Source organism: Variovorax sp. P4_D9 (assembly GCF_056401695.1).
Window position 1 is genome coordinate 1 of record NZ_JBFUIU010000001.1, and the last position, 18,149, is coordinate 18,149.

The 18,149-nt window shown below is 66.9% G+C and carries 16 protein-coding genes; 8 read left to right on the forward strand and 8 right to left on the reverse strand.

Annotation, left to right across the window (positions count from 1 at the left end):
- The 6 genes from AC1DY5_RS00005 to AC1DY5_RS00030 all read left to right on the forward strand — a co-directional run.
- Positions 1-946, forward strand: a 946-nt coding sequence (locus tag AC1DY5_RS00005; protein ID WP_478107096.1) for a sensor histidine kinase, incomplete at its 5' end; no start/stop codon positions are given.
- Positions 947-950: 4 nt separating this feature from the next.
- Positions 951-2,483 carry a sigma-54-dependent transcriptional regulator gene (locus tag AC1DY5_RS00010; RefSeq protein WP_478107098.1) on the forward strand — a complete coding sequence of 511 codons (1,533 nt, stop codon included), beginning with the start codon at positions 951-953 and terminating at the stop codon, positions 2,481-2,483.
- Positions 2,461-3,072 (forward strand): 1,6-anhydro-N-acetylmuramyl-L-alanine amidase AmpD, encoded by a 612-nt coding sequence (ampD, locus tag AC1DY5_RS00015; RefSeq protein WP_478107100.1) that lies wholly within the window; start codon positions 2,461-2,463, stop codon positions 3,070-3,072. Before AC1DY5_RS00010 ends, ampD begins: the two co-directional genes overlap by 23 nt.
- A gap of 348 nt (positions 3,073-3,420) precedes the next feature.
- Entirely contained in the window at positions 3,421-6,336 is a 2,916-nt protein-coding gene (locus AC1DY5_RS00020; RefSeq protein WP_478107102.1) for a ribonucleoside-diphosphate reductase subunit alpha, read from the forward strand.
- A 149-nt stretch (positions 6,337-6,485) separates the two neighbouring features.
- Positions 6,486-7,724, forward strand: coding sequence for a ribonucleotide-diphosphate reductase subunit beta (locus tag AC1DY5_RS00025; RefSeq protein WP_478107104.1), 1,239 nt, complete (start codon positions 6,486-6,488; stop codon positions 7,722-7,724).
- A 197-nt stretch (positions 7,725-7,921) separates the two neighbouring features.
- Positions 7,922-8,386 (forward strand): histone H1-like DNA-binding protein, encoded by a 465-nt coding sequence (locus AC1DY5_RS00030; RefSeq protein WP_478107106.1) that lies wholly within the window; start codon positions 7,922-7,924, stop codon positions 8,384-8,386.
- A gap of 180 nt (positions 8,387-8,566) precedes the next feature.
- Here AC1DY5_RS00030 and AC1DY5_RS00035 read toward each other — a convergent pair whose 3' ends face one another.
- The 7 genes from AC1DY5_RS00035 to AC1DY5_RS00065 all read right to left on the reverse strand — a co-directional run bounded on the left by AC1DY5_RS00035 (position 8,567) and on the right by AC1DY5_RS00065 (position 14,787).
- Positions 8,567-9,469: a carbohydrate kinase family protein gene (locus tag AC1DY5_RS00035; protein ID WP_478107108.1), complete on the reverse strand. Its 903-nt coding sequence runs from the start codon at positions 9,467-9,469 to the stop codon at positions 8,567-8,569.
- Positions 9,470-9,513: 44 nt separating this feature from the next.
- On the reverse strand, positions 9,514-10,719 hold the full coding sequence (locus AC1DY5_RS00040; protein ID WP_478107110.1) for a zinc-ribbon and DUF3426 domain-containing protein: 1,206 nt from the start codon (positions 10,717-10,719) through the stop codon (positions 9,514-9,516).
- Between the two features lie 42 nt (positions 10,720-10,761).
- On the reverse strand, positions 10,762-11,646 hold the full coding sequence (gene prmA, locus AC1DY5_RS00045) for a 50S ribosomal protein L11 methyltransferase (RefSeq protein WP_478107112.1): 885 nt from the start codon (positions 11,644-11,646) through the stop codon (positions 10,762-10,764).
- A gap of 11 nt (positions 11,647-11,657) precedes the next feature.
- Positions 11,658-13,007, reverse strand: coding sequence for an acetyl-CoA carboxylase biotin carboxylase subunit (gene accC / locus AC1DY5_RS00050; protein ID WP_478107114.1), 1,350 nt, complete (start codon positions 13,005-13,007; stop codon positions 11,658-11,660).
- A gap of 2 nt (positions 13,008-13,009) precedes the next feature.
- Entirely contained in the window at positions 13,010-13,474 is a 465-nt protein-coding gene (accB, locus tag AC1DY5_RS00055; RefSeq protein WP_478107115.1) for an acetyl-CoA carboxylase biotin carboxyl carrier protein, read from the reverse strand.
- A gap of 115 nt (positions 13,475-13,589) precedes the next feature.
- Positions 13,590-14,126 (reverse strand): TlpA family protein disulfide reductase, encoded by a 537-nt coding sequence (locus tag AC1DY5_RS00060; RefSeq protein WP_478107119.1) that lies wholly within the window; start codon positions 14,124-14,126, stop codon positions 13,590-13,592.
- 61 nt (positions 14,127-14,187) lie between these two features.
- Positions 14,188-14,787, reverse strand: coding sequence for a hypothetical protein (locus tag AC1DY5_RS00065; protein ID WP_478107121.1), 600 nt, complete (start codon positions 14,785-14,787; stop codon positions 14,188-14,190).
- Between the two features lie 67 nt (positions 14,788-14,854).
- Here AC1DY5_RS00065 and mpl point away from each other — a divergent pair, with 67 nt between their 5' ends.
- Positions 14,855-16,258 (forward strand): UDP-N-acetylmuramate:L-alanyl-gamma-D-glutamyl-meso-diaminopimelate ligase, encoded by a 1,404-nt coding sequence (mpl, locus tag AC1DY5_RS00070; RefSeq protein ID WP_478107123.1) that lies wholly within the window; start codon positions 14,855-14,857, stop codon positions 16,256-16,258.
- On the forward strand, positions 16,255-16,764 hold the full coding sequence (locus AC1DY5_RS00075; RefSeq protein ID WP_478107125.1) for a cupin domain-containing protein: 510 nt from the start codon (positions 16,255-16,257) through the stop codon (positions 16,762-16,764). The genes mpl and AC1DY5_RS00075 overlap by 4 nt, the downstream gene beginning before the upstream one ends.
- Positions 16,765-16,875: 111 nt before the next feature.
- On the opposite strand, the gene AC1DY5_RS00080 is transcribed toward AC1DY5_RS00075, so the two are convergent.
- Positions 16,876-17,994: a 3-deoxy-7-phosphoheptulonate synthase gene (locus tag AC1DY5_RS00080; RefSeq protein WP_478107127.1), complete on the reverse strand. Its 1,119-nt coding sequence runs from the start codon at positions 17,992-17,994 to the stop codon at positions 16,876-16,878.
- Positions 17,995-18,149: the final 155 nt, after the last annotated feature.

Below are 18,149 nucleotides of genomic sequence, written 5' to 3' on the forward strand. Positions count from 1 at the left end.
GGTCCGGATCGAGCTGCCCTTCATGCTCGCTGCCCATCCGGCCTGGGTCTCGCTGGCCGCGCTGGCACAACAGACCTTTGCGCGGCGCACGCCACAGTCGAAGGAGATCCCGCTCGCCCAGTCCCAGGGGGCGGCGCGCGAAGTGCGCGTGCGCACGCGCCTGACCCGCTCGCTCGACCCGAACTCCGACAGCCTCTGCGTGATGTTCCTGCAGGACCTGCGCGAACTCGAGGCCCGCATCCGCACCGAGAAGCTGGCCGCCATGGGCCGCATGTCGGCCGCGGTGGCGCACGAGATCCGCAATCCGTTGGCCGCCATCACACAGGCCAGCGCGCTGCTGGCCGAGGACCTGGTCGATCCGGCGCATCGCCAGTTGACGACCATGGTGCAGCAGAACGCGCAGCGCCTGGCGCGGATCGTCGACGACGTGCTTGATGTCGCGCGAGCTCGCCAGCAGCGCGTGCTGCCGCTCGGCGAACAGCTGTCGCTCGATGCCACCGTGCGCACGCTGGCCGAGGAATGGGTGCTGCATTCGCAGCGCCAGGGCGTCGTGCTGGCGCTCGACGCCCCCGGCAGCGACGTCCGCTTCGACGTCGAGCACCTGCGCCGCATCCTCGTGAACCTGCTCGACAACGCGGCCCGCTACGCGGGGGACCGCGACGGCTCGATCCAGGTCACGACCCGGCTCAATGCCGCCGGCCGGGCCACGCTGCAGATCTGGAGCGACGGCGCGCCGCTCGAACCAGCGGTGCAGCGGCATCTGTTCGAGCCCTTCTTCTCCTCCGAGAGCCGTTCGAGCGGACTGGGCCTTTTTCTATGTCGGGAACTGTGCGAGCGGCACGGCGCCACCATCGGCTACGAGCGCCGCGCGCTGTCGGCATCGGGCGCCGAAGGTAACGAGTTCTTCGTTTCGTTTGCCGCGGCCGAGACCCGGCTGACACAATAGCCGCGTGAGCACACCCAACCCGTCCGCATCGCGCCCCGCCCAGATCCTGGTCGTCGACGACGAGCCCGACCTGCGCACGCTCTACGAACTCACGCTGTTGCGCGAAGGCTACCGGGTCGAGGCCGCCGGCAGCGTCGCCGAGGCCTCGCAGCACCTGGACGCCGGCCGCTTCGATGCCGTGATCACCGACATGCGCCTGCCCGACGGGCTCGGCATGCAGATCCTGCAGCGGATCCAGCAGGACCAGCGCAGCGAGCGCTGCGTCGTGATGACCGCCTACGGCTCGGCCGAGAACGCGGTCGAGGCCCTCAAGGCCGGCGCCTTCGACTACCTGACCAAGCCGGTCGATCTGAAGCAGTTCCGGACCGTGGTCGCTTCCGCGGTGCGGGCCACCGCGCAGTGGGGCAGCACCAGCGTCGCGCGGCCGGTCGACGAACGGGCCGAGGACGGCGTCAGGATCGCCATCCCGATCGGCAGCGGCGGCGCGGCCGCGCTCGAGCGCCTGGTCGGCGACTCGGAACCGATGCGCATCGTCAAGGCGCGCATCGCCAAGGTGGCGCGCGGCATGGCCCCGGTTCTGGTGCGCGGCGAATCCGGTACCGGCAAGGAACTGGTCGCCCGCGCCGTGCACGCCTGCAGCCAGCGCAGCGACGGCCCCTTTGTCGCGGTCAACTGCGGCGCCATTCCCGAGAACCTGCTCGAGGCCGAGTTCTTCGGCGCCCGCAAGGGCTCCTACACCGGATCCTCGCAAGATCGCGACGGCTATTTCCAGGCCGCCCGCGGCGGCACGCTGTTCCTCGACGAAATCGGCGACCTGCCGCTGGCGATGCAATCCAAGCTGCTGCGCGCGATCCAGGAGCGCAGCGTGCGGCCGATCGGCTCGACCCAGGAGGACGCAGTCGACGTTCGAATCGTCAGCGCGACCCACAAGGACTTGCAGGCCGAGGTGCAGGCCAGCCGGTTCCGGCAAGATCTTTTCTACCGCCTCAACGTGATCGAGATCGCGGTGCCGGCCCTGCGCGAGCGCCGCGGCGACCTGCCGGCGCTGTGCAAGGCCTTGCTGGCGCGCATCGCGCGCGACTCCGGCATGCCGGTGCCGACGCTGTCGACCGAGGTGCTGCAGCGGCTGTCGGAGCATCCGCTCCATGGCAACGTGCGCGAACTCGAGAACCTGCTGCACCGCGCCGTGGCCTTGAGCGACGGCGACATGCTGCACCTCGACTTCGCCGGCAGCACGACGCTGCCGGCCGAAGCGCAGTTGTCGGAACCCGCGCCGCCGGCCTACCTGTCCGCGCCCGCCTCCGCCACGCCCGCGCCGTCGAAGGCGGCGCCCGAAGTGCCCAGCGACCTGCAGAGCTACCTCGACCAGCAAGAGCGCGAGATCCTGGTCCGGGCGCTGCAAGAGACCGGCTTCAACCGCACCGCCGCAGCGGCCCGGCTCGGCCTGAGCCTGCGCCAGATCCGCTACCGGATCGCACGCCTGGGCATCGCGACCCCGAACGGCGACGACCCCCATGGCTTCGGCGTCGACGACTGAAGCCGAAGCCCCCGCCGGTCTCTGGAAGAACGGCTGGTATCGCTTCGCGCGGACCCTTCGCTCGCCCAACTTCGGGCCGCGCCCTGCAGAGGCCGAGATCGATCTGATCGTGCTGCATTCGATCAGCCTGCCGCCCGGCCAATACGGCGGCGACGAGGTCCAGCAACTCTTCACGAATCGCCTCGACTGGGATGCGCACCCTTATTTCGGCAGCATCCGCGGCCTCGAGGTGTCGGCGCACTTCTATGTGCGGCGCAACGGCGAGCTGTGGCAATTCGTCAGCTGTGACGACCGTGCCTGGCATGCCGGTGCGTCCTTCTGGCGTGGCCGCGCCAATTGCAACGATGATTCGATTGGCATCGAACTCGAGGGCATCGAGGGCGGGCCGTTCGAACCCGCGCAATACGAAACCCTGACCAGCCTGTGTCCCGCAATCGCGCAGCGCCATGCGATCCGCTACATCGCCGGCCATCAGCACATCGCGCCGGGCCGCAAGGAGGACCCCGGCGCCGGCTTCGACTGGCAGCTGCTGCAGGCGCAACTAGGCTGGGACCCCGCCATGCTTCCGCCGGGCGCGATAGGCCGCTAGTTTTTTTCAATCGGCCGGCGGCACGCGATGCGTCGCTGAACCGACGTGGCTGCGACGGCCCTGCCGCTGTTCAGGCGTAGCAACCATGCGCTTTCCAGGCTCAAAAGCAGCGGAAACGCCCGCCAGCCGCGGGCTGCGCTACCGTCGTTCAACGGCCACGGGGCAGAAGCGCGATCCGGCCTCCCCGGGGCCATTTTCACAATCGTTGATATTCGTAGAAAACACTACATCTAGTGGGTTGTAGGCCCGTGAGACCCTAGATATAGTGTGCCCTGCCCGGCGCCCAACGCCCAAAACCATGGCCGCACTGGCACCGCCGCCCGAACAAGAAAGCCAACCGAGGATCGCATGCAAACTGCCCTGAACACCCCCTCCGCCTCCCGCGCTGTTTCCTCGACGCCGCAGCAGCGCGACGTCGCCGGCTCGCCCACCGGCAATGCGCTGGCCCACTACCAGATCATCCGCCGCAACGGCGCGGTGGTGCCCTTCGAGCCGAACAAGATCGCGATCGCGATGATGAAGGCCTTCCTCGCGGTGCACGGCACCCAGGGCGCGGCCTCCGCCAGCGTGCGCGAGACGGTCGACACCCTGACCCAGGCCGTGGTCCGCGCCATGGTGCGCTCGCGTCCGGGCGGCGGCACCTTCCACATCGAGGACGTGCAGGACCAGGACGAGCTCGGCCTGATGCGCGGCGGCCACCACGAGATCGCCCGTGCCTACGTGCTCTACCGCGAGCGCCGCAGCCAGGAGCGTCTGAAGCAGGGCGAACAGGACGCGCCGATCGCGGTCTCCACGCTGCACGTGCTGGACCGCGGCGAGCGCGTCGCGCTCGACCTCAACGACCTCAAGGACCTGATCGAATCGGCCTGCGTCGGCCTCGGCGACAGCATCACGGCCAGCCCGATCGTGGCCGAGACGATGCGCAACCTCTACGACGGCGTGCCGCTCGACGAGGTCTACAAGGCCTCGATCCTGGCGGCCCGCACGCTGATCGAGAAAGACCCCGACTACACCTTCGCCACCGCCCGCCTGCTGTTGCACACGATCTTCAAGGAAGTCATCGGCCGCGAAGTGCCGCTGGCCGAACGGGCCCAGGCCTACGCCGACTACTTCCCGCACTTCATCAAGAAGGGCGTCGACAACGAGCTGCTCGACGAGAAGCTGCTGCAGTTCGACTTGGCCCGCCTGGGCGCCGCCCTCAAGCCCGAGCGCGACCTGCAGTTCGACTACCTCGGCCTGCAGACGCTCTACGACCGCTACTTCCTGCACGTGCGCAAGTCGCGCATCGAGCTGCCGCAGGCCTTCTTCATGCGCGTCGCGATGGGCCTGTCGCTCAACGAGATCGACCGCGAAGCCCGCGCCATCGAGTTCTACGAGGTGATGTCCTCGTTCGACTTCATGTCGAGCACGCCGACCCTGTTCAACAGCGGCACCCTGCGCTCGCAGCTGTCGAGCTGCTACCTCACCACCGTGCCCGACGACCTCGACGGCATCTACGAGTCGATCAAGGAAAACGCGCTGCTGTCGAAGTTCGCCGGCGGCCTGGGCAACGACTGGACCCGCGTGCGCGCGCTCGGCAGCCATATCAAGGGCACCAACGGCGAATCGCAGGGCGTCGTGCCCTTCCTCAAGGTGGTCAACGACACCGCGGTGGCGGTCAACCAGGGCGGCAAGCGCAAGGGCGCGGTCTGCACCTACCTGGAAACCTGGCACCTCGACATCGAGGAATTCCTCGAGCTGCGCAAGAACACCGGCGACGACCGCCGCCGCACGCACGACATGAACACCGCCAACTGGATCCCCGACCTGTTCATGCGCCGCGTGATGGAAAAGGGCAGCTGGACCCTGTTCTCGCCGTCCAACGTGCCCGATCTGCACGACAAGTTCGGCCTCGACTTCGAGACCGCCTACGTGGCCTACGAAGAAAAGGCCGCGCGCGGCGAGATCAAGCCCAGCCGCACCCTGCAGGCCACCGACCTGTGGCGCAAGATGCTCACGATGCTGTTCGAGACCGGCCATCCCTGGATCACCTTCAAGGACGCCTGCAACGTGCGCTCGCCGCAGCAGCACGCCGGCGTGGTCCATTCGTCGAACCTCTGCACCGAGATCACGCTGAACACCAGCGACACCGAAACCGCGGTCTGCAACCTCGGCTCGGTCAACCTGCTGCAGCACCTGAAGGACGGCAAGGTCGATCAGGCCAAGCTCCAGCGCACCATCGCGACCGCGATGCGGATGCTCGACAACGTGATCGACATCAATTACTACGCGGTCAAGAAGGCGCGCGACTCCAACCTGCGGCACCGCCCGGTCGGCCTCGGCCTGATGGGCTTCCAGGACGCGCTGTACGAACTGCGCATCCCCTACGCCTCGCAGGAAGCCGTGCAGTTCGCCGACGAATCGATGGAAGCGATCTGCTACCACGCCTACTGGGCCTCGACCGAGCTGGCGCGCGAACGCGGCAAGTACTCGAGCTACAAGGGCTCGCTGTGGGACAAGGGCGTGCTGCCGCCCGACACACTCGACCTGCTCGAGAAGGCCCGCGGCGGCTACGTCGAGGTCGACCGCTCGGCCACCCTCGACTGGGACGCGCTGCGCCAGAAGATCAAGGCCGACGGCATGCGCAACTCGAACTGCGTCGCCATCGCACCGACCGCGACCATCTCGAACATCATCGGCGTCGACGCCTCGATCGAACCCTGCTTCGGCAACCTGTCGGTCAAGTCGAACCTGTCGGGCGAGTTCACGGTCATCAACCACTACCTGGTGCGTGACCTCAAGCGCCTTGGCCTGTGGGACGACGTGATGGTGATGGACCTGAAGCACTTCGACGGCTCGCTGCGCCCGATCGATCGCGTGCCGCAGGACGTTAAGGCGCTCTACGCAACCGCCTTCGAAGTCGAGACCACCTGGCTGGTCGAGGCCGCGGCGCGGCGCCAGAAGTGGATCGACCAGGCGCAGTCGCTCAACATCTACATGGCCGGCGCATCGGGCAAGAAGCTCGACGACACCTACAAGCTGGCCTGGCTGCGCGGTCTCAAGACCACCTACTACCTGCGCACGCAGAGCGCGACGCACGCCGAGAAATCGACCGTGCAATCGGGTCGCTTGAACGCAGTGTCGTCGGGCAGCGGCGATGCATCGTCGGGCATGAGCGCACTCGAAGTGGCGGCGCTCGCAGCGCAAGCGCAGTTGAGCGCGATGCCCGCGACCGACATCGCGTTCTGCGGTGTCGACGACCCGACCTGCGAAGCCTGCCAGTGATGTCGGCGTGAAGTTGTCGCAGTTCGCGGCATCGACCGACAAATTGCGATGCATGCGAACAACATAACGACCACATAATTGAAGCGCGATGTGAGGAGCACTTTGCAACTCACATCGTTGCTCACATAATTTGAGCATTGGATTTTTCTATGTTGACCTGGGACGAAGAAGTCAAGCCCTCCTTGCCAAAGGATCTGCAGCAAGGACTGCGGCACACATCGAACAGCGGCGCGCCAATCGCCCGCTCGTCGGAGTTCCCGACTTCGCAAATTGCCCCTCAAGCTTCCCCCGCGATGCGCACGCTCGACGACGGCGCATCGCTGCGACCGGCACCGGCCTCGCAGCCTGCCGCGCCGATCGCGCCCGCCGCGCACCGCGTCAAGGCGGCCGACAAGCGCATCATCAACGGCCAGACCGACGTCAACCAGCTGGTGCCGTTCAAGTACAAGTGGGCCTGGGAAAAGTACCTTGCCACCTGCGCCAACCACTGGATGCCACAGGAAGTGAACATGACGCGCGACATCGCGCTCTGGAAAGACCCGAACGGCCTGACCGAAGACGAGCGCCGCATCGTCAAGCGCAACCTCGGCTTCTTCGTGACCGCCGACTCGCTGGCCGCGAACAACATCGTGCTGGGCACCTACCGCCACATCACGGCGCCCGAATGCCGCCAGTTCCTGCTGCGCCAGGCCTTCGAGGAAGCGATCCACACGCACGCCTACCAGTACATCGTCGAGTCGCTCGGCCTGGACGAGAGCGAGATCTTCAACGCCTACAACGAAGTGCMGTCRATCCGYGASAAGGACSAGTTCCTGATCCCGTTCATCGACGCCATCAGCGACCCGAACTTCCGCACCGGCACGCACGAGACCGACCAGACCTTGCTCAAGTCGCTGATCGTCTTCGCCTGCCTGATGGAAGGCCTGTTCTTCTACGTCGGCTTCACGCAGATCCTCGCGCTCGGCCGCCAGAACAAGATGACCGGCGCCGCCGAGCAGTACCAGTACATCCTGCGCGACGAATCGATGCACTGCAATTTCGGCATCGACCTGATCAATCAGCTCAAGCTCGAGAATCCTCAGCTCTGGACGGCAGAGTTCAAGGCCGAGATCAAGGCCCTCTTCATGAAGGCCGTCGAGCTCGAGTACAAGTACGCCGAAGACRCCATGCCGCGTGGCGTGCTCGGCATGAACGCCTCCATGTTCAAGGGCTACCTGCGCTACATCGCCAACCGGCGCGCGCAGCAGATCGGCCTCGAAACGCTCTTCCCGAACGAGGAAAACCCGTTCCCCTGGATGAGCGAAATGATTGACCTGAAGAAAGAGCGCAACTTCTTCGAAACCCGCGTGATCGAGTATCAGTCGGGTGGTGCGCTCTCCTGGGATTGAAGCTTTCCGACAAGAACAAAGTGAATTCAGAAAAAGCGCTCAGCGAGACACGGCACCGGAGAGTGCGGCATCGCTGAGGGCGCAGGTGTTCATGGTGCTGGAATCCGTTCCAACGCCATGAATCGCTTCACGCTGACCAACATGCGTGGAGTGCTTCAAAAGGTTGATTTTTTCAACTTGATCAAGGAGAAATAGAAATGGCAACTGCAAAGAAAGCGCCGGCTAAGAAAGCCGCTGCAAAGAAGGCCCCGGCAAAGAAGGTCGCTGTCAAGAAGGTAGTGGCGAAGAAGGCCCCGGCAAAGAAGGTCGCTGCAAAGAAGGCCCCGGCGAAGAAGGTTGCGGCCAAGAAGGTCGCCGCCAAGAAGGCGCCGGCAAAGAAGGCCCCCGCCAAGAAGGTAGCGGCCAAGAAGGCTCCGGCGAAGAAGGCGCCTGCCAAGAAGGCCGCAGCGAAGAAGGCCCCGGCGAAGAAGGCCGCAGCGAAGAAGGCCCCGGCGAAAAAGGCTGCAGCGAAAAAGCCCGCTGCCAAGAAAGCCGCGAAGAAGCCCGCTGCCAAGAAGGCCGCGAAAGCGCCCGCCAAGGCTGCCGTAGCGCCTGCTCCTGCTGCGCAAACGACGCTGAACCCGCAGGCTGCCTGGCCGTTCCCGACGGCCAGCAAGCCCTGAGTCTCTGAGCGGCCTTGATGGCACAAGCCCGGCATCGCAAGATGCCGGGCTTTTTTCATGGCGCTTCGCTGCGGCGCATGAGCGGCAGCTCCAATCCAGGGATACCGCGGAACTGGCTTTTGCCAGGCCGCTGGTATCGCCCCCTTGAGGGGGAGCGCTGAAGGCGCTTCGGGGGAGGGACTAGATTCCGAGTGCCTTGCGGTCGACCTGATAGTTCTGCGGACCGCGCTGGGCGATCTTGAGCGATCCCAGATGATTGCCGAGGGCGGCGCAGCGCCCCAGCGGCCAGCCCTGCTCGAGACCGAACAGCAAGGCACCACGCCAGGCGTCGCCGCATCCGGTCGGCTCGACCACTGCCTCGGGCGTGACGGCCGGCACATGTTCACGCTCACCCTGGGTCCAGACCTCGCAGCCCTCCGCCGCCAGAGTCACGACCAGGCCGCGCACCCGCTTCGAGATCTCCGCCAGGCTCCAGCCGGTGCGCTGCGACAGCATCTTGCCCTCGTAGTCGTTGACCACCACCCAGCTTGCCAGGTCGACGAAGTGCGCCAGTTCCTTGCCGTCGAACATCGGCAGGCCCTGCCCCGGATCGAAGACGAAGGGAATGCCGGCCGCCTTGAACTGCTCGGCATGCTGCAGCATCGCATCGCGGCCGTCGGGTGCCACGATGCCGAGCCGGATGTCCTCGCGGGCGGCGACCTTCGTGATGTGCGCCTGCTGCATCGCGCCCGGATGGAAGGCCGTGATCTGATTGTTGTCGCGGTCGTTCATGATCATGGCCTGGGCCGTGAAGGTGTGGTCGACCTGTCGCACGAACTCGGTGCTGATGCCCAGCGAGCGCAGGCGCTCGAGGTAGTCGGCGCCGTCGCTGCCGACTGTCGCCATCGGCAACGCCGTGCCGCCCAGTGCATTGAGGCTGTAGGCGATGTTGCCGGCACAGCCGCCGAAGTCGCGCCGCAGCCCGGGCACCAGGAAGGACACGTTGAGGATGTGCAACTGGTCCGGAAGGATCTGGTCCGCGAACCGCCCCTCGAAAGTCATGATGGTGTCGAACGCGAGCGAACCGCAAATCACTGCTGCCATGGGAGGTCACTGGTTGGATTGAAGAAGCTGGAAGGTCGAGGCGCTCAGGGATAGAGCGCCTCGATGCGAAAGCCGGCGACCGGCGGCATGGACGCCGCTTCGGCGCCGCTGAGGTTGAGGGACAGCGATGCCGAGCGCTCGGCGCGCGCCGGCAGCACGGCCGGCGCACCGAAGTCGCGGGCCATGAGCACGCGCCGCACCACGGCCCGCTCCTGAGTGTCGAGCAGCGACAGTTCGACCGCCGGCATCGCGAGCGGCACCCCGGCGACATTGCGCACCGTGAAGTCGAGCTGGAAGCCGTCGCCGCTCTTGTCGCGCGCGAACGAAGCGCCGTCGATCTTGATGTCGTTGATCTGCCGCAGGGCCGAAAGCTCGCAACCGGTCACCCGGCACAGCGTCTCCAGGAGCGGGCGCAATGCAGGCTGACGCGCTGCGATCAGGTCGCGCTCGTGGCGCAGCACCTGGGCGATCAGCAAGAGCGCCGCCAGCACGGCCGCGACGACCAGCCAACGCCGCACCGCGGAGCGGTGCCACCAGGAAGGACCTTGGTCGACGCCCAGGAAGCCGGGTGTCGGAACGACCAGAAGCGCCGGACCCGCTGCCTGCTCGGCCTCGCTCGCAGCCAGCACCACCGGCGCGACCTCGGCCTGCGTGCCCCCCTGTCCCCTGGCTCTTGCCTTCGCGACCTTGGCGGCCTTGGCGCGCGCACGGCGCAGCGCCTTCTGTAGTTGCGCATGGCCGGAATCGTCGAACTCCGGCGCTGCCGCCTCGCTGGCACTGGCCAGCATCGCAGGGCGCGCGGGCAGCGTGAGATCGATGTCCGGGAACGACAGCGGCGGCGCTGCCGGCGGACGAACCGCCGTGCGGCCCTGCTCACCGAGCAGCAGCGAATCCGGATCGGGCCACGAGAGCGAGCTGGCAACCGGGAAGGCCGGCACCTCGGTCAGCGGCACCGGGCCCGACTCCTCGTCGAGGAAATCGCTCTCGGCGATGTCCTGCTCGGGAGCGTCGACCGCTTCGGGCGCTTCAGCTGTGGGCTCGGATTCCCGCTCGGGCTCGAGTTCCCGCTCGGGCTCGGGCTCGGGCACTGCCGGCGCCGAGGAGCCTTCCGGCATCTCGTGCAGATCGACGGTCGCATCGAACACCTGGCTGCACCGCCCGCAGCGCACCCAGCCATCGGAGATGCGAAGCTGGTCCCGCACCACCTTGAATGTGGTGTCGCACGCGGGGCAGCGGGTGACCAAGCTCATCAGGCGCCGATTGTAGGGTTGCCGGCGGCGGCACCCTACGCGCTACAGCCTGGCAGTCATCAGGATCCAGCCGTCCTCGCTGTCGGTGACTTCCAGCGATGCGCAGGACGCGTAGGCCGCCTTCAGTTCGTCGGCCTGGCGCTCGAGGATGCCGGCGAGCACCAGCGCGCCACCCGGAGCGACATGGGCGCACAGCAGGGGCGCCAGCACCTTGAGCGGCGTCGCGAGGATGTTCGCGAGCACGATGTCGTAGCGGCCCGACGATGCGTCCGGCAAACCCGCCTTCAACTGCACGCCATTGGCTTCGGCGTTGAGTTCGGTCGACTCCACCGCGGCCGGATCGATGTCCACGGCATCGATGTCGGCGGCGCCGTACTTGGCGGCCCCGATCGCGAGGATGCCCGAGCCGCAGCCGTAGTCGAGTACCCGCTTACCGCCCGGGTTGCCGCGCGTGGCGATCCAGCGCAGGCACATGCGCGTGGTCGGATGCGTGCCGGTGCCGAAAGCCAGCCCCGGATCGAGCCGGATCACGTGGCGGGCCTGCGCCGGCGGTTCGTGCCAGGTCGGCACGATCCAGAACTCGGGCGTGATCTCGACCGGCGCGAACTGCGACTGCGTCAGACGAACCCAGTCCTGCTCGGGCACGTCGGCCAGGCCCAACAGCCGGCATTCGGCGAAGAAATCCTGCGCCTCGAGCAACGCCGCCGCCTCGCGCGCCAGCGCCTCGGAGGCGAACAGCGCGATCACGCGCGAACGCTGCCAGCCGTCCTTGGGTGGCGGCATGCCCGGCTCCCCGAACAGGGCCTGCTCGGCGTCGGTCTGGGCGTCGGCATCCTCGACCGAGACGCTCAGCGCATCGAGCGCGTCGAGCGCGTCGCTGACGGTTTCGACCAGATCCTCGGGTGCCAGCAGGCGAAGTTCGAACACGGCGATTCCTCTCAGCGCTTGTGGGCGCTGAGCCACTCTTCGAGATAGTGGATGTTGGTGCCGCCGTTCATGAAGTTGGCGTCGACCATCAGTTCGCGATGCAGCGCGATGTTGGTCTGGATGCCTTCGATCACGGTCTCGTTGAGCGCCGTGCGCATGCGCGCCATCGCCTGTTCCCGCGTGTCGCCGTAGACGATGATCTTGCCGATCATCGAATCGTAGTTCGGCGGCACGAAGTAGTTGGTGTACACGTGGGAGTCCACGCGCACGCCCGGTCCGCCCGGCGGATGCCACATCGTGATGCGCCCCGGCGAGGGCACGAACTTGTACGGGTCCTCGGCGTTGATGCGGCACTCGATCGCGTGGCCGCGCATCTCGATCTGCCGCTGGGTGAAGGGCAGCTTCTCGCCCGCCGCCACCATGATCTGCGTCTTCACGATGTCGATGCCGGTGGTGAACTCGGTCACCGGATGCTCCACCTGCACGCGGGTGTTCATCTCGATGAAGTAGAACTCGCCGTTCTCGTAGAGGAACTCGAAGGTGCCGGCACCGCGGTAGCCGATCTTCTTGCAGGCGGCGGCGCAGCGCTCGCCGATCTTCTCGATCAGCTTGCGCGGGACGCCCGGCGCCGGCGATTCCTCGATCACCTTCTGGTGGCGCCGCTGCATGGAGCAGTCGCGCTCGCCCAGGTAGACCGCGTTCTTGTGCTTGTCGGCGAGGATCTGGATCTCGATGTGGCGCGGGTTCTGGAGGAATTTCTCCATGTAGACGGCGGGATTGTTGAAGGCCGCGCCGGCTTCCGCCTTGGTCATCTGGATCGCATTGACCAGCGCCGCCTCGGTGTGGACCACGCGCATGCCGCGCCCGCCGCCACCGCCTGCGGCCTTGATGATGACCGGATAGCCGATCGCCCGCGCGATGCGCTTGTTGGTGTTCGCGTCGTCCGAAAGCTCGCCCTCGGAGCCCGGCACGCAGGGCACGCCGGCCTTGATCATCGCCTGCTTGGCCGACACCTTGTCGCCCATGATGCGGATCGACTCGGGCGTCGGGCCGATGAACTGGAAGCCGCTCTGCTCGACGCGCTCGGCGAAGTTGGCGTTCTCGCTCAGGAAGCCGTAGCCCGGATGGATCGCCTCCGAGTCGGTCACTTCGGCCGCCGAGATGATGGCGGGCATGTTCAGGTAGCTCTGCGAGGACGGCGCGGGGCCGATGCACACCGCTTCCTCGGCCAGCTTGACGTACTTGGCCTCGCGATCGGCTTCGGAATAGACCATCACCGCCTTGATGCCCAGTTCACTGCAGGCGCGCTGGATTCGCAGCGCAATCTCGCCGCGGTTGGCGACCAGGATCTTCTTGAACATGCTCACTCGATGATGAACAGCGGCTGGCCGTACTCGACCGCCTGGCCGTTCTCGCCGAGGATCTGGGTCACGGTTCCGGACTTGTCGGCCTCGATCTCGTTGAGGATCTTCATTGCCTCGATGATGCAGACCGTGTCGCCTTCCTTGACTTGGCTGCCGATCTCCACGAAGGCCGGGGCGCCCGGGCTCGAAGATCGATAGAAGGTGCCGACCATCGGCGACTTGATCGCATGGCCCACCGGTGCGGCCTCGGCCGGCGCAGCCGCGGGCGCCGCCGCAATGGCCGGTGCCGCGCTGGCAGCCTGTTGAACGACGGCCGGTGCAGCCAGAGTCTGGACGTACTGAACCGGTGCCGCGATACCGCCCTTGACGATACGAACCTTGCCTTCGGCTTCGGTGATTTCCAGCTCGGAAATGTTGGATTCGGACACCAGGTCGATCAGTGTCTTGAGCTTGCGTAGATCCATGGGACTCCAGCGCCGGCTTTGCCGGTCATTTGAATTTAACTCGCCTGAAGATCCGGTTATTTCGGCGTTTCAACGCCAACTACCGGATTGATAGGGGCTGGATTCTAGCCGTGAACTATGCCCGTCGCCATGATTGCAGGTCGGCGGCGTCGAGCTTGCCAATTTTACGCGCCGCGATCCTCCCGCCCGGATCGACCACCAGGGTGAAGGGCAGCCCGCCCGCCGTATTGCCAAGCTGCTTGACCAGTTCGGTGCCCTGCAGGCCCGCGAGGCCAATCGGGTAGCTGACCGCCGTCCGGGCCAGGAACTTACGCACGGCGCTGGGCTGATCGATGGCCAATCCAATCACTTGCCAGCCATTGGCGTTGTTTTCACGGAAGAAGGCGTCGATCATCGGCATTTCCTCGACGCAGGGCGGACACCAGGTGGCCCAGAAGTTGATCAGCAGGGGTTTGCCGCGCAAACTTTCGAGCGCAAGTTCTCCRCCCTCCGGCCGCTCGAATCGCTGCAACCAGAAGGCCGGGTCGAGCGTCTCTGCGCCATCGCTGCCGCCCTGGCGCTGTTTCCACCAGGCACCGCCGATCCCGGCGGCGGCCGCGACCGCGGCTACGCCGCCATAGAGCCAGGCGCGCCGTGTCGAACTCGGGCTCATTGGAGTACCTTCGTGCTTCGCACTGCGGTGCAAGCTTGCTTGGGGCGTCCGGGCGCGGCGCTCATCCGCCGTCCCTCTTGTTTTCCATCAGCCGCCGGAGCGCCGCCAGGTTGCCCCGCGGCGCCCGCCCCTGCGAGTCGGGCTTGAGCGCCCCACGCAAGTCGTCCAGGTCGTAGACCAGCAAGTGGACGCCGACCTCCTCGCCCAGCGTGCGACTGCTGGCATGCAGGCTGAGCGCCTCGACCTGCTCGCCGTGGAAGCCGGTGACCATGCGCGGCTCGTAGTCGACATGGTGATCGATCAAAGCGATCTCGGCCGATTTCGAATCGTCACAGAACAACTGGATATAGATGTCCGACAGCCGCGTCGCGGTGCCATGCCAGACGGCGCCGCCCACATGGGGGCGGAACTGCGCCATGCGCTCCATCCATTCGAGGGCCAGCAGGCGCAGCGCATGCAGTTCCTGCGGCTGGGTGTCGGCGCAGAATAGCTCGATGTAGTCGCGGACCTCGGCCTCGACCTCGTCGTTGTTCGGCAGCGCGGTGCGCGTGGGCAAGCCAAGATCGCGCAGCGCGCGGCGCTTGGCGGGCCCGTATTCCAGCCCCTCCTCGACCACGAGACGGGCCGCGGTGGCGGCAATTTCCTGCTTCGACGTGTCCATCGCGGCATTTTGCCCGGACTGCGCGGATTGCAGGCGGATGGCCCCAGCGCGTCCCTAGAATCGACCGATGCACATTCATATTCTCGGCATCTGCGGCACCTTCATGGGGGGGGTGGCCGCGCTTGCCCGCGAAGCCGGCCACCGGGTGACCGGCTGCGACGCCGGCGTCTATCCGCCGATGAGCGACCAGCTGCGCGCGCTCGGCATCGATCTGATCGAGGGCTTCGGCGCCGACCAGCTGGCCCTGAAGCCCGACGTCTTCGTGGTCGGCAACGTGGTGTCGCGGGCCCGGCTGGCGGACGGCCAGCCGAAGTTTCCGCTGATGGAAGCGATCCTCGACGCCGGCGCGCCCTACAGCAGCGGACCGCAGTGGCTGGCCGAACAGGTGCTGCAGGGCCGCCATGTGATGGCCGTCGCCGGCACCCACGGCAAGACCACCACCACCTCGATGCTGGCCTGGATCCTCGAGCGCGCCGACCGGGCGCCCGGCTTCCTGGTCGGCGGCGTGCCGCTCGACTTCGGCGTCTCGGCGCGGCTGGGCCGCGATGCGACGGCCCCCTTCGTGATCGAGGCCGATGAATACGACACCGCGTTCTTCGACAAGCGCAGCAAGTTCGTCCACTACCGTCCGCGCACCGCGATCCTGAACAACCTGGAGTTCGACCACGCCGACATCTTCGACGACCTGGCGGCGATCGAGCGGCAGTTCCACCACCTGGTGCGCACGGTGCCGGGCCGGGGCCGGGTGGTCGTCAACGCCACCGAGGAAAGCCTGCAGCGCGTATTGGCCCAGGGCTGCTGGAGCGAGCTGGCGCGCTTCGGCGCCGGTGGCGAATGGCAGGCCTCGGGACCGCACGACGCCTTCGACGTGCTGCGCCGGGGCGAGCGCGTCGGCCGGGTCGAATGGGAACTCTCCGGCCTGCACAACCAGATGAACGGGCTGGCCGCGATCGTCGCCGCCGAGCACGTCGGCGTCGCGCCGGCCGAAGCGGCCCAGGCGCTGGCCGGCTTCGGCAACGTCCGCCGCCGCATGGAGCTGCGGGGCAGCGTGGCGCGCAGTCCGGGGACGATCACGGTCTACGACGATTTCGCCCACCATCCGACCGCGATCCGCACCACCCTCGACGGCTTGCGCCAGAAGCTCGACGCCGCCGGCCGCAGGCAAGACCGCATCCTGGCGGTGTTCGAGCCCCGCAGCAACACCATGAAGCTCGGCACCATGGCGGYCCAGTTGCCCTGGAGCCTGGAGAGCGCCGATCTGTCGTTCTGCCACAGCGGCGGCCTCGACTGGGATGCGGCGGCGGCCCTGTCGCCAATGGGCGGCCGGGCCCGGGTGGCAGGCGCCATCGAGCCCCTGGTCGCGCAGGTGGCGGCGGCGGCGCGCCCCGGCGACCACATCGTGTGCATGAGCAACGGCGGCTTCGGTGCCGTGCACGACAAGCTTCTGACGGCGCTGCGCGCGCCACAATGAGCCTTATGCGCGCACGACAACTCATCGAAACCCTCCAGCTGCAGCCCCATCCCGAAGGCGGCTGGTTCCGCGAGATGTTCCGCTCGGCCGCACAGGTGATGCCGACCGACGGACGGGCGGCGCGCGATGCGCTCACCACCATCTATTTCCTGCTCGAGGCCGACCAGCATTCGCGCTGGCACCGGGTGCAGTCCGACGAGGTGTGGATTCATCTCGAAGGCGCCCCGCTGGCGCTCTGGACGAGCGACGCGGCACTGCGCACGCCACCCGCCCACCTGCGCCTCGGCCCGGTCGACGTCCACGGCACCCGCCCCCAGCACACGGTGCCCGCCGGCCAGTGGCAGGCGGCACGGCCGATCGTGACGCCGGCGGGCCCCGACTACACGCTGGTCAGCTGCACCGTCGGGCCCGGCTTCGACTTCGACGACTTCACCTTCATGCAGCCCAACGGCGACGAAGCCGCGCTGCTGCGCCACCACTGGCCCGACCTGGCCGCGCTGATCTGAAGGTTCAGTTCAGCAGCGGCAACCCAGGCCGGCGCCAGGCCGCCCCAAGGCGGCCTGGCGCCCCCTCGGGGGGCAACGACCCACACGCAGTGGGGGAGCGTGGGGGCAACATCAGCCGCGGCGCTTCTTGACCGCCCGCGAGAGGATGTCCAGCACCTGGGTCGAATCCTCCCAGCCCAGGCAGGCATCGGTGATGCTCTGGCCGTATTCCAGGGCCGCGATCGGGTCCTTGCCCGGCGTGAATTTCTGCGCCCCGGCCTTCAGATGGCTCTCGACCATCAGGCCGAACACGCTGTGGCTGCCCCCGGCGATCTGGTCCGCGATGTCGCGCGCCACGTCGATCTGCTTCTGGTGCTGCTTGCTGCTGTTGGCGTGGCTGCAGTCGACCATCAGCTTGGGCGGCAGCTTGGCGGCCTCGAGGTCCTTGCAGGCCGCGGCGACGCTGGTGGCGTCGTAGTTGGGCGCCTTGCCGCCGCGCAGGATCACGTGGCAGTCTCGGTTACCCTTGGTCTGCACGATCGCCACCTGGCCGTTCTTGTGCACCGAGAGGAAGTGGTGGCCGCGCGCTGCCGCCTGGATCGCGTCGGTGGCGATCCGGATGTTGCCGTCGGTGCCGTTCTTGAAGCCGATCGGCGCCGACAGGCCCGAGGCCAGTTCGCGGTGCACCTGGCTCTCGGTGGTGCGGGCCCCGATCGCGCCCCAGGAAATCAGGTCGCCGATGTACTGCGGCGAGATCACGTCGAGGAATTCACTGCCGGCCGGCAGCCCCATGCGGTTGATGTCGATCAGCAGCTGGCGCGCGATCCTCAGACCTTCGTCGATGCGGTAGCTTTCGTCGAGGTAGGGGTCGTTGATGAGCCCCTTCCAGCCGACCGTGGTTCGCGGCTTCTCGAAGTAGACCCGCATCACGATCTCCAGCGTGCCGGCGTGCTTGTCGCGCTCGGCCTTCAGGCGGCGCGCATAGTCGAGCGCGGCGGCCGGGTCGTGGATCGAGCACGGGCCCATGATCACCAGCAGCCGGTCGTCCTTGCCGGCCATGATTTTGTGGATCGCGTGGCGGGTGCCGGTGATCAGCGACTCCACCGGCGTCCCGGCAATCGGGAAGAAGCGGATCAGATGTTCGGGAGGGGGCAACACAGTGATGTCCTTAATGCGTTCGTCGTCGGTTCGGCTGGTTTTCTCGACGTTCGCGTACCAGGTGTCGCTGGGCGGGGCGGCTTTCGTGCTCATGTGTGCTTCCTTCGAAGGGTCTGGATGTCGTGGGCAAAAAAAAACCGCCGGGCTTGAAGCACCGGCGGTTTTGGGAGGTTCTGCTGTCTGCTGCTTTTACGCGCGCGCCTCTCGTCCGCCGGGAACCGGGAACCAAAAATAGGCAAAGTAGAAAG